This is a genomic window from Streptomyces sp. BK239 (assembly GCF_004217285.1).
In the GTDB taxonomy this organism is placed as follows: Bacteria; Actinomycetota; Actinomycetes; order Streptomycetales; family Streptomycetaceae; genus Streptomyces.
Window position 1 is genome coordinate 172,597 of sequence record NZ_SHKS01000003.1, and the last position, 14,416, is coordinate 187,012.

The window sequence follows — 14,416 nt, forward strand, 5'->3', positions numbered from 1 at the left end:
GTCCGGCTCCCCCTGGCCGCTCACGCCGGCTCCTCCATGGCGACGCGCAGGGCTGCGATGCCGCGGGAGCCGTAGGCCTTGACGGAGCCCAGCGATATCCCGAGGGTCTCGGCGACCTGCGCCTCGGTCATGTCGGCGAAATAGCGCAGCACCAGCACCTCGCGCTGGCGGCGCTGGAGGCCCTTCATCGCCTTGATGAGGGAGTCGCGCTCCAGCTGGTCGTACGCGCCCTCCTCGGCGCTGGCCATGTCCGGCATCGGCTTGGACAGCAGCTTCAGTCCGAGGATGCGGCGGCGCAGGGCGGAGCGGGAGAGGTTGACGACCGTCTGGCGCAGATAGGCCAGGGTCTTCTCCGGGTCGCGGACGCGTTTGCGCGCGGAGTGGACGCGGATGAAGGCCTCCTGGACGACGTCCTCGCAGGAGGCGGTGTCGTCGAGGAGGAGAGCGGCGAGACCGAGCAGGGAGCGGTAGTGGGCCCGGTAGGTCTCGGTGAGGTGGTCGACGGTGGTGCCCGCGGCCGAGGCGTCCACGACGGCCTCGGAGTACTCGACGCCGCCCTGGGGCCCGGGCGGGCCGGGGACGGGGGCGGGCCGCGCCGCGGGCATGGGCGCGATCACCGGCATGCCGCCGCGCCCGCCGGGCGGGCGGGGGCGCAGGACGGCGCGGGGCGGTCGCAGGACCGCGGCGCGCGCCGCCACAGGGAAGTCGAGTACCTCTGCCACGTCAGTTGGACACACTCGTGCCCTCGATGGTTGTACGCCCCGGCCACGGCATCAGGGTGTGTTCCCTCCGCCGGCGTCCCGCACCCGCGTCGCGCACCCGGCAGCACCACTGACGGCGTCTCACATGCCCTCATGCGTCCCGCTCTTCCCCTGTATCCCATATGAACGGGCGTCCCCACGCCCTGATCACGGCGTCCCCACGCCGGGACCACACACACCTACACCCCTGAGGGGTCACAGCCACGCACCCGGAAGGGGTGATCGCAAAGACGCTCCCCGCCCCCCGCTCGGTTGCGGGGGACGGGGAGGGAAATCGTCTTTTTCCATACTCAGCGGCAAAGGTGCCCGGTACAAGTGATCCTGACCGTCGGCCGGATCACATCCGCGCCGGCACATGCTATCGACCCGCCAAGCTCTGGCCAGCACTTTTCCGGCCGCACCGGTGTCTCAGGACGGTTCCGCGGCCACCAGTTCCGCGATCTGCACCGTGTTGAGGGCGGCTCCCTTGCGCAGGTTGTCCCCGCACACGAAGAGCTCCAGGGCCGTGGGGTCGTCCAGCGCCCTGCGCACCCGGCCCACCCAGGTCGGGTCGGTGCCCACCACGTCGGCGGGGGTGGGGAACTCCCCGGCGGCCGGGTTGTCGCACAGCACCACGCCGGGCGCGGTGGCGAGGATCTCGCGCGCGCGGTCGACGGTGACCTCGTCCTGGAAGCGGGCGTGCACGGTGAGGGAGTGCACCGTGACCACCGGCACCCGCACACAGGTCACCGCGACGGGCAGCTTCGGCAGGCCGAGGATCTTGCGGGACTCGTCCCGCACCTTCATCTCCTCCGAGGACCAGCCGTCCTCGCGCAGCGATCCGGCCCACGGCACCACGTTCAGCGCCACCGGCTCCGGGAACGGCCCCCTCAGATCGCCCACGGCCCGCCGTACGTCGCCGGGGCTGGTGCCCAGTTCCGTGCCGGCCACCAGGGACAGCTGCTGCCGCAGCGCCTCCACGCCGGCCCGGCCCGCCCCGCTGACCGCCTGGTACGACGACACCACCAGCTCGCGCAGCCCGAACTCGGCGTGCAGCGCGCCCAGCGCGACGATCATCGACAGGGTCGTGCAGTTGGGGTTGGACACGATCCCGCGCGGCCGGGCCCGCACCGCGTGCGGGTTGACCTCGGGGACCACCAGGGGCACCTCCGGGTCCATCCGGAAGGCCCCGGAGTTGTCGACCACGACCGCGCCCCTGGCGGCGGCGATCGGCGCCCACCGCTCGGCGACCTCGTCCGGCACGTCGAACATCGCGACGTCGACGCCGTCGAAGGCCTCCTCGGTGAGCGCCGCCACCTCGACCAGCTCACCGCGCACGGCCAGCTTGCGGCCGGCCGAGCGCGGCGAGGCGATCAGACGGATCTCGCCCCAGACGTCGGCGCGCTGGGACAGGATCTGCAGCATGACCGTGCCCACGGCGCCGGTCGCTCCCACGACCGCCAGCGTCGGGCGCGCGGTCGCGCGAAGGACCGTCATCAGCGTCCGGTGCCTCCGTAGACGACGGCCTCGTCGCTGTCGGAGTCCAGACCGAAGGCGCTGTGCACGGCGCGCACGGCCTCCGGCACGTCGTCGGCGCGGGTGACGACCGAGATGCGGATCTCGGAGGTCGAGATGAGCTCGATGTTGACGCCCGCGTCGGACAGCGCCTTGAAGAAGTCGGCCGTGACGCCCGGGTTGGTCTTCATGCCGGCGCCGACGAGGGAGATCTTGCCGATCTGGTCGTCGTAGCGCAGCGAGTCGAAGCCGATGCCGGCCTTGCTCTTCTCCAGGGCGTCGATGGCCTTGCGGCCCTCGGCCTTGGGGAGGGTGAAGGAGATGTCGGTCAGGCCCGTGGAGGCGGCCGACACGTTCTGCACGATCATGTCGATGTTGATCTCGGCGTCGGAGATCGCGCGGAAGATCGCCGCGGCCTCGCCCGGCTTGTCCGGGACGCCGACGACCGTGACCTTGGCCTCGGAGGTGTCGTGCGCGACACCGGAGATGATGGCCTGCTCCACCTGCTTTTCCCCTTGCTGCTGTGTCTTCCGGTCGACCGGCTCGCTGCTGACCCACGTGCCCGGGAGTCCGCTGAAGGACGAGCGGACGTGGATCGGGATGTTGTACCGGCGGGCGTACTCCACACAGCGGTGGAGCAGCACCTTGGAGCCGGACGCCGCCAGTTCGAGCATGTCCTCGAAGGCGATCCAGTCGATCTTCCGCGCCTTCTTGACCACGCGCGGGTCGGCGGTGAACACGCCGTCGACGTCGGTGTAGATCTCGCACACCTCGGCGTCGAGAGCGGCCGCGAGGGCCACGGCGGTGGTGTCGGAGCCACCGCGGCCGAGGGTGGTGATGTCCTTGCTGTCCTGGCTGACACCCTGGAACCCGGCGACGATGGCGATGTTGCCCGCGTCGAGCGAGTCACGGATCCGGCCCGGGGTCACGTCGATGATCCGGGCTTTGTTGTGGACCGAGTCGGTGATGACACCTGCCTGGCTGCCGGTGAACGACTGGGCGCTGTGTCCCAGGTTCTTGATCGCCATGGCCAGCAGGGCCATCGAGATCCGCTCTCCGGCGGTCAGCAGCATGTCGAGCTCGCGCCCGGCAGGGATCGGGGATACCTGCTCGGCGAGATCGATCAGCTCGTCCGTCGTGTCGCCCATCGCGGAAACCACGGCCACCACCTGGTGGCCGTTCTTCTTGGCTTCCACGATCCGCTTGGCGACGCGCTTGATGCCCTCGGCATCGGCTACGGAGGAGCCTCCGTACTTCTGCACGACAAGGCCCACGTGCGCTCCTCGCTCAGTTTGTCTCTGTCCGCACATACACCCTCGTACTGCGGGTCGGCTCAGTTTAACGAGCGTCCGTATGCGGCCCCCCTGGTATCGCATGGTGAGACACACCGCGAGGCCGGGGCCGGTCGCCCGTCAGGACCACCCCTGCCCACTGAAGACGAAGTGATAGCTGTGAATTAAGTTTCAAGCAGTTTGGGAGGCCGCCGGGAGGCTACTCAGGGCAGGTTGAGGGCGTCACGGAGGCCCAGCGGGGAGGCGGTCAGTGCAGGCCGAGGCGGTCGCCGATCTCCTCCGCCATGACCCGGCCCGCCTCGACCTCGAGGACGTCGTCGCCCATGTCCTGGTCGGTGTCCAGGCCGTTCAGCTCCTCCAGCGGCTGGTCGAGACGGACGTGGGCGAGGACCGAGTGCAGGGCGCGCAGGGTCGCCGAGGCCGTGGAGCCCCAGTTGGAGAAGTAGGAGAACTGCCACCACCACAGCGCCTCCGAGGTGCGGCCGGCGCGGTAGTGCGCCATGCCGTGGCGCAGGTCGGTGATGACGTCGGTGAGGTCGTCGGAGATCCGGGCCGGCACCGGGGCCTTGCGGGGCTCGTAGGGGTCGAAGACCTCGGAGTAGACGTCCACCGGGTCCAGGAGACGGGCCAGGTTCTCGCGCAGCTCGTCGACGTCCGGCTCCGGACCGGGATCGGGCTCGTAGCGCTCGTCGGGGACGATGTCCTCGTGGGCGCCGAGGCGGCCGCCGGCCAGCAGCAGCTGCGAGACCTCCAGCAGGAGGAAGGGCACGGCCGAGGCCGGCTCGTCGCCCTTGGCGACCTCGGTGACCGCGACCAGGAAGCTCTCGACCTGGTCCGCGATCTGGACCGCGAAGTCGTCCGGGTTCTGGCCGGTCGCGTGCAGCGTGGCGTCAGACATCTAGGAGTCGTCTCCCCTCGAAGGCGCGGCCGAGGGTCACCTCGTCCGCGTATTCCAGGTCACCGCCCACCGGGAGGCCGCTGGCCAGGCGGGTGACCTTCAGGCCCATGGGCTTGATCATGCGGGCGAGGTACGTGGCCGTCGCCTCGCCTTCGAGATTCGGGTCGGTGGCGAGGATCAGCTCGGTCACCGTGCCGTCCGCGAGGCGGGCCAGCAACTCCCGGATACGCAGGTCGTCCGGGCCGACGCCCTCGATGGGGCTGATCGCGCCGCCGAGGACGTGGTAGCGGCCCCGGAACTCCCGGGTCCGCTCGATGGCGACCACGTCCTTCGGCTCCTCCACCACGCAGATGACGGCCGGGTCGCGGCGCGGGTCACGGCAGATGCCGCACTGCTCCTCCTGCGCGACGTTCCCGCAGACGGCGCAGAAGCGGACCTTGGCCTTGACCTCCATCAGGGCCTGCGCCAGACGCCGTACGTCCGTGGGCTCCGCCTGGAGGATGTGGAAGGCGATCCGCTGCGCGCTCTTGGGACCGACGCCGGGCAACCGCCCCAGCTCGTCGATGAGGTCCTGGACCACGCCTTCGTACAACGGACTGCCGTCCTTCCTGGATTCCCTGCGGTACGTACGGTAGTTGGCCGCCGCCCTTCCTAGGAAGGAGGTGCGGCCATGACGGTCAGAAGGGCAGGCCGGGGATGCCGCTGCCGCCGCCCAGGCCCTGGGCCAGCGGGCCCAGCTTCTGCTGCTGGAGGGTCTGCGCGTTCTCGTTGGCCGCGTGGACGGCGGCGACGATCAGGTCGGCGAGCGTCTCGGTGTCCTCCGGGTCCACCGCCTTCGGGTCGATCTTCAGCGCGCGCAGTTCGCCGGCGCCGGTGACGGTGGCGTGCACCAGGCCGCCGCCCGCCTGACCGTCGACCTCCGTGGCCGCCAGCTCCTCCTGGGCCTGGGCCAGGTCCTGCTGCATCTTCTGGGCCTGCTGGAGCAGCTGCTGCATGTTGGGCTGGCCACCACCGGGAATCACGATCAGCTCCTGTGTCGTACGGCTGTCATACGGCTGTCACGGGGGTCTCCCGCTGTCCTCTGGCGGGAAATCCCGCTCGGCACGAGCCTACGTGGTCTGTGCGGGTGTCGCCCCAGCACTCTTTCGAGTGACTCATGGGTGTGGCCTCTACCTGATCAAGGCCTACTTCCGGGCGGAAAAGCGACGAAACCTTCCTCTTCGGCACCGGCCGGACGATAGGAAAGGGGCCTGGATCACGGGAACAGCAGGGATCAGTAGGGAGTGCCGGGTGGGTCAGCAGCCAGAGAGGCAGCCCGAGGGCCCGCCCCAGGACGGACGGGGCGACGGGGCGGCCGGGCTGCGGCCGGGCGATCTGACCGGGCGGGCCTTCCCGGTCGGGAACTGGGGCGAACCCGCCGAGCGGCTCGACGAGCTGTACCGATGGGTGGAGCGGGGCGCGCTGGAGACGGCGTCCTGGTACCTCGCCGACCGGGTCTGGAAGCGGCGGAGCGCGCGGGTGCTGCGGAGCGGGGCCGCGGCGGGGGCGGCGGCCGGGGCGGCGCTGCCGCTGCTGGAGGTCACCGGGGCGCTGGGCGGGGCCGCCCGCTGGGGATACCTGGCGCTGCTGCTGGCCGCGGCGTGCGCCGGGGCGGACCGGTTCTTCGGGGTGACGGCGGGGTGGATGCGGGACGTGGCGACCGCGCAGGCCGTGCAGCGACGGCTCCAGGCACTCCAGTTCGACTGGGCGTCGGAGAGCGTGCGCGAGGTGCTGGGACCCGCCGAGGGGACGGCCGCCGAGGCCGCCGAGCGGTGCCTTTCGGTGCTGCGGCGGTTCTGCGAGGACGTCACGGAGCTGGTGCGGGTGGAGACGGCGGAGTGGATGGTGGAGTTCCGGACGGGGGTGGCGCCGATGGGGATCCAGGCCTCGTCCTTGGGAGGGGCGCGCGGGGAGGCGGGGGGCGCGCACGGTCGTTCCGCGCTTCCGCCGGGGGCGGCCGCCCGGCCGAACATGCCCCGGCAGCGACCGCCCGAGCCGCGCTGAGGCGGCCGGTTCCTCAGCCGGCGCGGGTGTACGTCAGCTTCTCGCCGGTGCTCCGGTTGAGGCGTTGCAGCCGGCCGTCGGGGAGGAGGGTGACCTCGGTGGCGGCGCCGGGGGTGCAGGAGGAGAGCGGCTTTCCCGTGGTGACCGTGGACGGGCCTATGGCCAACGGGCCGTCGCCCGCGGGCTTCCGGGCGAGGTCCGCGGTGAACTCGCAGTGGTAGCCGTCGCCGTCGGCGACCAGCTTGAGGACGTCGTCGCCCGCCTGCCCCTGAGTGAGCGTGAGACGGCGGGAGTTGACGCCGCTCGTGTTGTCGATGGTGGCGGCCCAGGTCCCGAGATAGGCCTCGGGGACCGCGCCCTCCCCCGGGCCGGACGAGGCGGACGCGGAGGGCGTCGCCGTCGGCTCCCCGGACGTCTTGGGGGCTGTCGCGCCCGCCGCGGCCGGGGAGGGGGACGCGCCGGGGCGCGCGTCGGACGTCGCCCCGTCGTCGCCGTCCATCAGCGCGTACACCGAGCCCCCCGCGGCGAGCGCGACCACCGCGGCGACGGCGACGAGGAGTGCGCCGGCGCGGCGGCTGCGACGGGGCGGCTCCGAGGGGTCGTCGCCGCCGTCGGCGTCGTAGTGGTTCTTGGGGGCGACGGCGGTGGGGCCGGGACCGTCGGCGTACGGGTTGTACGGGGCCGGCTGCGGCGAGGGGTAGCCGTAGCCGGGCGCGGGGTGGGGGTGCTGGGCGGGGTGACCGTAGGCGGGGTGGGCCGGCACGCCGGCCTGACCTCCGGGAGCGGCGCCGACGACACCGGCTGCCCCGGCCCCCGGATCCCAGCCCGGCTCGCCTCCCGTCCCGGAACCGGCGCGACCCGCGGAGCCTTCGGCGGGCACGGTGGGAACGGGCCCCGGGGGCAGCGGCTCGCTGCGGGGGCCGGTGTGGGCCGGTGGCGTCTCGGGGTTCTCCGTCTCCAGGAGGCGGACCGCGTGCCGGCCCAGCTGTGCCACGAGGGCGCCCGGCAGCCACGGGTCGCGGGAGCGGCCCTCGGCGACGGTCTCGTCGGCGCGGGTGCGCCGGAGGATCCACTCCAGCGAAGGACGGGCGGCCGGGTCCTTGCGCAGACAGCCGCGGACCAGGTCGGCGATGCCCTCGGGCAGGCCGGTGAGGTCGGGTTCCTCCTCGGCGATGCGGAACATCAGCGCGTGCGCCCCGTTGTCCGCGGCGCCGAAGGGCAGCTTGCCGGTGGCCGCGTAGACGAGGACGGAGCCGAGGCAGAACACGTCGCACGCCGGGGTGATCCGCTCGCCGCGCACCTGCTCCGGGGACATGAACCCGGGCGAGCCGACCACCGCTCCGGTGCGGGTGAGGCCGTCGTCCCCGGCGACCGTCTCCAGCGCCCGCGCCACGCCGAAGTCGATGACGCGGGGCCCCTCGATGGTGACCATCACGTTGGACGGCTTGAGGTCGCGGTGGACGATCCCGGCCGCGTGGATGTTGGCCAGCGCGTGGGCGAGCCCGGCGGCGAGGATGCGCACCGAGCGCTCGGGCAGCGGGCCGTGGTCATGGCCGACGACCTGCTGGAGACTCGGCCCGGCGACGTACCCGGTGGCGACCCAGGGCACGGCGGCCTCGGTGTCGGCGTCGAGGACGGGCGCCGTCCAGAACCCGCCGACCCGCTGGGCGTTGCGCACCTCCTGGCGGAACCGCGCCCGGAACTCCTCGCGCGCCGCCAGCTCCGGCCGGACCAGCTTCACGGCGACGGTCCGTCCGCGGTCGGAGCGCGCCAGGTAGACCTGGCCCATGCCGCCGGCGCCCAGCCGCGCGAGCAGCCGGTAGCCGCCGATGCGCTGTGGATCCCCCGCGCCCAGCTTCTCCATGGCCGCCCCGCCTCTCCCCCACAGATGTGATCGAGCCGAGGATAATCCGGCCATTCGGGGAGTCGCGGGGGACGGGGCCTACGGTTCCATAACGGGCGGCGACTCCGGCGTGTCCCCGCGCTCCAGCGCGTCCGGCGCCCCCGGCCCCAGCTCGTCCGGCGCCTTCGGTTCCAGCTCGTCCAGCACCGTGGACAGCCGTTCCAGGACGCGTACGGCCTCGGCGAGCTCCGCCTCCCCGAACGCCTCCGCCAGCCGGTCGGCGAAGGCCGCGTGCTGGGGGTCGATGCGGGCCACGGCGGCCCGCCCCTGAGCCGTCGGCGCGAGCAGCTTGGCGCGCCGGTGGGCGGGGTTGGGCCGGTACTCGGCGAGGCCCCGGTCGACCAGCAGGTCGGCGACGCGCTGCACGCTCTGGCGCGTGATGCCCATCGCGCGGGCGATCCCCGACACCGGCAGCGGTTCGCCAAGCACCGCTCCGAGCACCTGCCACCAGGCCGCGGTGAGCCCGGACGGCCTGGCCAGTTCCTCGGCCACGGCGAGGAACCGGCCGTTCAGCCGGAAGACGCCGAGCGCGCTCCGGCTGAGCAGGTCCTGTCGTCCGACGCTCACCGCGCGGCCGCCTTCTCCAGCACGTCGTACGCCTGCGCGTCGGAGTCGTGGAACAGCCGGTACCAGGCGTCCAGCACCTCCCCCTCGTACACGCCGAGCAGACCGAGGATCTCGCGGGCGAAGGCGACGGGTTCGGTGGGCCCGGCGGTGATCAGCCCCCGGTCGGTGACCGCGTCCGCGTCGGTGTAGTGCTCGCCGCCGCCGTAGCCGGTCGCGGCGAGGTAGAAGGAGACGGCGCTGGTGTGGGCCCGGTCGTCGAGCAGGCCCTCGCGGGCGAGTCCGGCGGTGGCGCCGCAGATCGCGGCGACGGGCGTGCCGGCGTCCAGGAAGGCGCGGGCTGCGCGGGCGAAGGGCGCGAGGTCCTGCGAGGTGTCCCACAGGTCGGCGCCCGGCAGGATCAGCAGCGCGCTGTCCTCGGGGCGGAGGTCGGCCAGGGCCAGGTCGGGCTGGATCCGCAGGCCGCCGATGCTTCTCACCGGGTCCGCCGACGGGCCGACCGTGCGCACCGGGTGGCCGGCGCGGGCGAGGTACGCCGTCGCGTGCCCCGTCTCCCAGTCGGCGAGGGTGTCGTAGACGGCGACGTGCACGGGCTTGCGGGCGGGGGCGCTCATGATTCCTCCTGGGGGCGGCCTAACACGTTCATGACAGCATGCTGCCTACTGGGCAGCATGCTGTCAAGGATGGTTCCGGCCGTCCCGACGCCCGACAACCTGTCGCGGAAACCCTCACTCCGCAGACAGGACGCCGATACCGATTCCGCATCCCGGACATTTACGCTCACCCGCATGACCCCTCAGCCCCACCCCCAGGCCGGCGCCGCCGTGAAGGCCGCGGACCGCGCGCACGTCTTCCACTCCTGGTCCGCCCAGGAGCTCATCGACCCGCTCGCCGTGGCCGGCGCCCAGGGGTCGTACTTCTGGGACTACGACGGCAACCGCTACCTCGACCTGAGCAGCGGGCTCGTCTACACCAACATCGGCTACCAGCACCCGAAGGTCGTCGCCGCGATACAGGAGCAGGCCGCGAAGCTCACCACCTTCGCGCCCGCCTTCGCCGTCGAGGCCCGCTCCGAGGCGGCCCGGCTGATCGCCGAGCGAACCCCCGGCGACCTCGACAAGATCTTCTTCACCAACGGCGGCGCCGACGCCGTCGAGCACGCCGTCCGCATGGCCCGGCTGCACACCGGCCGCGCCAAGGTGCTCTCGGCGTACCGCTCGTACCACGGCGGCACCCAGCAGGCCGTCAACCTCACCGGCGACCCCCGCCGCTGGGCCTCCGACAGCGCCTCCGCCGGCGTCGTGCACTTCTGGGCGCCGTACCTGTACCGCTCCCGCTTCTACGCCGAGACCGAGGAGCAGGAGTGCGCCCGGGCGCTGGAGCACCTGGAGACGACGATCGCCTTCGAGGGGCCCGGCACCGTCGCCGCGATCGTCCTGGAGACCATCCCGGGCACCGCCGGCATCATGGTCCCGCCGCCCGGCTACCTGGCCGGGGTGCGTGAACTCTGCGACCGGCACGGCATCGTCTTCGTCCTCGACGAGGTCATGGCCGGGTTCGGACGCACCGGCGAGTGGTTCGCCGCCGACCTGTTCGACGTCACGCCCGACCTGATGACCTTCGCCAAGGGCGTGAACTCCGGCTATGTGCCGCTCGGCGGTGTGGCCGTCTCCGGCGCCATCGCGGAGACCTTCGGCAAGCGGCCCTACCCCGGCGGCCTGACCTACTCCGGGCACCCGCTGGCCTGCGCCGCCGCCGTCGCCACGATCCAGGTGATGGCCGAGGAGGGCGTCGTCGACAACGCCAGGCGCCTGGGCGAGAGCGTCGTGGAGCCCGGCCTGCGGCAGCTCGCCGAACGCCACCCCAGTGTGGGCGAGGTGCGCGGCGCCGGCATGTTCTGGGCGATCGAGCTGGTGCGCGACCGCGAGACCCGCGAGCCGCTGGTCCCCTACAACGCCTCCGGCGAGGCCAACGCGCCGATGCTCGCCTTCGGCGCCGCCGCGAAGAAGGCCGGCGTGTGGCCGTTCGTGAACATGAACCGCACCCACTTCGTGCCGCCCTGCAACGCGAGCGAGGCCGAGCTGAAGGAGGGCCTGGCGGCGCTGGACACGGCGCTGTCGGTGGCCGACGAACACACCGTGTAGGGACACCGCTCCCCGGCCGGGCGGCGGACGGCGAGGACCGTCCGCGCACCGGATCCCGGACGCGTCGAACGCGTAAGGTGGCGTGCTCGTATTGGAGTACGAGCGAGGCGTACGAGCACGCCACCGCACCGCGACGAGGGAGACGCCCCGACCATGCCCGGCAGCAGCGGCACCGGCGCCGTGACCCGCAGCACCCTGCGGCAGCAGATCGCCGACGCGCTTCGCGACGAGGTGCTGGCGGGCCGTCTCCAGCCGGGCCAGGAGTTCACGGTGAAGGAGATAGCCGAGCAGTACGGCGTCTCCGCCACCCCGGTCCGCGAGGCACTCGTGGACCTCTCGGCGCAGGGCCTGCTGGAGGCCGACCAGCACCGCGGTTTCCGCGTCCACGAGTACTCCGTCGAGGACTTCCGCGGCATGATCGAGGCGCGCAGCCTGATCATCGAGGGCATGTTCCTCGCCCTGGACGAGGGCCGCCAGGGCTTCAAGAACCCCGAGGACCCGCGCATAGCCGCCGCCGTCGCGGGCGTGCGCCGCCGCGGCGAGGAGGCCCAGCGCGCCGCCGCCGCCGGCGACCTCACCGTCCTCATCGGCTACGACCTGCGCTTCTGGCGCGAGCTCAGCTCATTGTTCGGCAACCCCTATCTCGCCGACTTCCTGCACCGGCTGCGGCTGCAGTCCTGGGTGTGCCTGGTGCAGCATCTGCGGCGGCTCAGCGAACTCCGCGGTCACCTGTGGGCCGGACACAGGGAACTGGTCGACGCCCTGTATCACCGCGACACCACCGCCGCCCGCTCACTCCTCGACGCCTACAACGCCCACTCGATCGCCCTGATCGAGCGGCTGGCCGCCGAATGAGGGGAACGGCCCCGGGCGGGACGAGGGAGACGTACTCCTCGCGGGCGGTCGTCGACCTCTCCGTCGTCATCCCCGCCTACAACGAGGAACGCCGGCTGGGCTCCACCCTCGACGCCGTGACGCGCTACCTCCGGGCGACCGCACACCGCCGGGGCGCCTGGGAGATCGTCATCGCCGACGACGGCTCCACCGACGCCACCCGCGAGATCGTCACCCTGCGCCGCGACCCGCGGCTGCGGCTCGTCACCAGCCCCCGCAACCGCGGCAAGGGCGCGGCGCTGCGCCTCGGCGTCGCCGCGAGCCGGGGCCGCCGCGTCCTGGTCACCGACGCCGACCTCGCCGCGCCCGTCGAGGAGCTGGAGCGACTGGACCGGGCGCTCGACGAGGGACACGCGGTCGCCGTCGGCTCCCGCGCCGTGCCGGGCGCGACGCTCGGCGACCGCCAGCACCGCTTCCGCGAGTTCCTCGGCGCCGCCGGGAACCTGCTCATCCGCGCGACCACCCTGCGCGGGATACGCGACACCCAGTGCGGGTTCAAGCTGTTCGACGGCGACAAGGCGCGCGCCGCGTTCGCCGCCTCCCGGATGGACGGCTGGGCCATCGACGTGGAAGTCCTGCGGCACTTCCGGCTCTCCGGCTGGCCGATCGCCGAGGTACCCGTGCACTGGTCGCACCAGCACGGCTCCAAGGTCCGCCCGCTGGACTACCCGCGGGTGCTGCGCGACCTCGTCCGCATCCGCGTCCGGCTGCCCGGACTCGCCGACATGTCCGCCGCGGCGCTCTTCCTGGCCATGGCCGTCGCGCTGTACTCCGGGCGCTTCTTCGACCCGGCCCGCCGCTACCTCACCGACTCGCTCCAGGACCAGAACCAGTGGGAATGGTTCTTCGCGGTGACCGCCGACAACGTGGCCCGTCTGCGCAACCCGTTCTTCAGCGATCTGCAGGGCGCCCCCGACGGCGTGAACCTGATGGCCAACACCGCCATGCCCGGCCTGTCGGTGCCGCTCACCCCGCTCACCCTGCTGCTCGGCCCGGCCGTCACCCTCAACCTGGTGATGACCCTGGGCATGGCCGCCACCGCCGGCGCCTGGTACTGGCTCATCGTGCGCCGGCTCGTCCGCCAGCGCGGGGCCGCGTTCGCCGGGGCCACCCTGGCCGCCTTCGCCCCGCCGATGGTCAGCCACGCCAACGCGCACCCCAACTTCGTCGTCCTGTTCATGATCCCGCTGATCGTCGACCGGGCGCTGCGGCTGTGCGAGACGGGCGGCCGTCGCACCCGGGACGCGGTGGTCCTCGGCCTGATGACGGCCTACCAGCTGTTCCTCGGCGAGGAGGCGCTGCTGCTGGCCGCCCTCGGCATGCTGGTCTTCGCCCTCGCCTACGCCGCCGTGCGCCCCGACGTGGCCCGCCAGGTCGCGCGGCCGCTGCTCGGCGGCCTCGCGGTCGCCGCCGCCGTCTGCCTCCCGCTCGTCGTCTACCCGCTCGCGTGGCAGTTCTCCGGACCGCAGAGCTACACGCACATCGAGCACGGGCCCGCCGCCGCCAACTCCGTGCGGGCCCTGCTCACCTTCGCCGAACGCTCCCTGATCGCCGGGGACGCCGACCGCGCCGCCGCGCTCTCCCTCAACCCCACCGAACAGAACGCGTTCTACGGCTGGCCCCTGCTCCTGTTCGCCCTCGCCGTCACGGTACGGCTGTGGCGGCAGCCGGCGGCCCGCGCGCTGGCCTGCACGGCGGCCGTCGCCGCGATCCTCTCCCTGGGCCCGCGCATCCACGTCCCGCTCAGCGGCGTGGAGATCCCCGGCCCCTGGGCCCCGCTCGCCGGCCTCCCGCTCCTCGAATCGGTCATCGTCAGCCGGGTCGCGCTGATCTGCGCGCCCGCCCTCGGCATGCTCCTCGCGCTCGCCGTCGGCCGGCTGGCCACGGCCCGCTCCCTGGGCACGCAGTACGTCGGCCTGCTGGCCGTCTGCCTCGCCCTGCTGCCCCTCGTCCCGGCCCCGCTGAAGTCCGAACCGCGCGCCGCGACGCCCGCCTTCTTCACCGACGGCTCCTGGAAGCCGTACGTCAGCCCCGGCGAGACCCTGGTCCCGGTGCCGCTGCCCGACCCGCAGGCCGCCGAGGCCCTGCACTGGCAGACCGAGGCCGGCCTCGGCTTCCGCATGCCGGGCGGCTACTTCAACGGGCCCTACGGCGACGGCGACCGCAGCGGCGTCTACGGCGTCCCGCTGAACTTCACGGCGAGCCTGCTCAAGGACGTGCGGGACACCGGCGTCGCCCAGGTGATCGACGACCGCGCCCGCGCCGAGGCCCGGCAGGACCTCGCCCACTGGAAGGCGGGGGCGCTGGTGCTCGTCCCGCAGCCGCGCGACGCGGTGCTGCGGGCCACGGTGGACAAGCTGGTGGGCCGGCCCGCGCAGTGGGTGGACGGCGTGTGGGTATGGGACCTGCACGGAGGGAGCTGA

General features: G+C 72.9%; 13 protein-coding genes. 4 read left to right on the plus strand and 9 right to left on the minus strand.

Annotated elements, in window-relative coordinates; all coding sequences use genetic code 11:
* Positions 1-20 precede the first annotated feature (20 nt).
* From EV567_RS10685 to EV567_RS10710, 6 genes are all read right to left on the minus strand, one after another.
* Complete coding sequence (locus EV567_RS10685) at positions 21-722, minus strand: SigE family RNA polymerase sigma factor (RefSeq protein ID WP_130438575.1); 702 nt, start codon at positions 720-722, stop codon at positions 21-23.
* A 447-nt stretch (positions 723-1,169) separates the two neighbouring features.
* Entirely contained in the window at positions 1,170-2,237 is a 1,068-nt protein-coding gene (locus EV567_RS10690) for an aspartate-semialdehyde dehydrogenase (RefSeq protein WP_130438577.1), read from the minus strand.
* The gene (locus tag EV567_RS10695) at positions 2,237-3,529 is read right to left on the minus strand and encodes an aspartate kinase (RefSeq protein ID WP_130438579.1); all 1,293 of its coding nucleotides are present in this window, start codon (positions 3,527-3,529) and stop codon (positions 2,237-2,239) included. Before EV567_RS10695 ends, EV567_RS10690 begins: the two co-directional genes overlap by 1 nt.
* Positions 3,530-3,794: 265 nt before the next feature.
* A complete protein-coding gene (locus tag EV567_RS10700) occupies positions 3,795-4,445 on the minus strand; it encodes a DUF5063 domain-containing protein (RefSeq protein WP_130438581.1) in 651 nt (216 codons plus the stop codon).
* The gene (recR, locus tag EV567_RS10705) at positions 4,438-5,037 is read right to left on the minus strand and encodes a recombination mediator RecR (RefSeq protein ID WP_130438583.1); all 600 of its coding nucleotides are present in this window, start codon (positions 5,035-5,037) and stop codon (positions 4,438-4,440) included. Before recR ends, EV567_RS10700 begins: the two co-directional genes overlap by 8 nt.
* A gap of 85 nt (positions 5,038-5,122) precedes the next feature.
* Positions 5,123-5,467 carry a YbaB/EbfC family nucleoid-associated protein gene (locus EV567_RS10710; protein ID WP_130438585.1) on the minus strand — a complete coding sequence of 115 codons (345 nt, stop codon included), beginning with the start codon at positions 5,465-5,467 and terminating at the stop codon, positions 5,123-5,125.
* 268 nt (positions 5,468-5,735) lie between these two features.
* On the opposite strand from EV567_RS10710, the gene EV567_RS10715 reads away from it, so the two are divergent.
* A complete protein-coding gene (locus EV567_RS10715; protein ID WP_130438587.1) occupies positions 5,736-6,488 on the plus strand; it encodes an SLATT domain-containing protein in 753 nt (250 codons plus the stop codon).
* A gap of 13 nt (positions 6,489-6,501) precedes the next feature.
* Here EV567_RS10715 and EV567_RS10720 read toward each other — a convergent pair whose 3' ends face one another.
* The 3 genes from EV567_RS10720 to EV567_RS10730 form a co-directional block, all read right to left on the minus strand.
* Positions 6,502-8,352 (minus strand): serine/threonine-protein kinase, encoded by a 1,851-nt coding sequence (locus tag EV567_RS10720; RefSeq protein ID WP_130438588.1) that lies wholly within the window; start codon positions 8,350-8,352, stop codon positions 6,502-6,504.
* 78 nt (positions 8,353-8,430) lie between these two features.
* Positions 8,431-8,958, minus strand: coding sequence for a MarR family winged helix-turn-helix transcriptional regulator (locus EV567_RS10725; protein WP_130438590.1), 528 nt, complete (start codon positions 8,956-8,958; stop codon positions 8,431-8,433).
* Positions 8,955-9,569, minus strand: a complete 615-nt coding sequence (locus tag EV567_RS10730; RefSeq protein ID WP_130438592.1) for a DJ-1/PfpI family protein — start codon at positions 9,567-9,569, stop codon at positions 8,955-8,957. The genes EV567_RS10725 and EV567_RS10730 overlap by 4 nt, the downstream gene beginning before the upstream one ends.
* Before the next feature lie 174 nt (positions 9,570-9,743).
* Here EV567_RS10730 and EV567_RS10735 point away from each other — a divergent pair, with 174 nt between their 5' ends.
* The 3 genes from EV567_RS10735 to EV567_RS10745 all read left to right on the plus strand — a co-directional run bounded on the left by EV567_RS10735 (position 9,744) and on the right by EV567_RS10745 (position 14,416).
* Complete coding sequence (locus EV567_RS10735; RefSeq protein WP_130438594.1) at positions 9,744-11,099, plus strand: aspartate aminotransferase family protein; 1,356 nt, start codon at positions 9,744-9,746, stop codon at positions 11,097-11,099.
* A gap of 153 nt (positions 11,100-11,252) precedes the next feature.
* Complete coding sequence (locus tag EV567_RS10740) at positions 11,253-11,954, plus strand: GntR family transcriptional regulator (protein WP_130438596.1); 702 nt, start codon at positions 11,253-11,255, stop codon at positions 11,952-11,954.
* Positions 11,951-14,416 (plus strand): dolichyl-phosphate beta-glucosyltransferase, encoded by a 2,466-nt coding sequence (locus EV567_RS10745; protein ID WP_130438598.1) that lies wholly within the window; start codon positions 11,951-11,953, stop codon positions 14,414-14,416. The genes EV567_RS10740 and EV567_RS10745 overlap by 4 nt, the downstream gene beginning before the upstream one ends.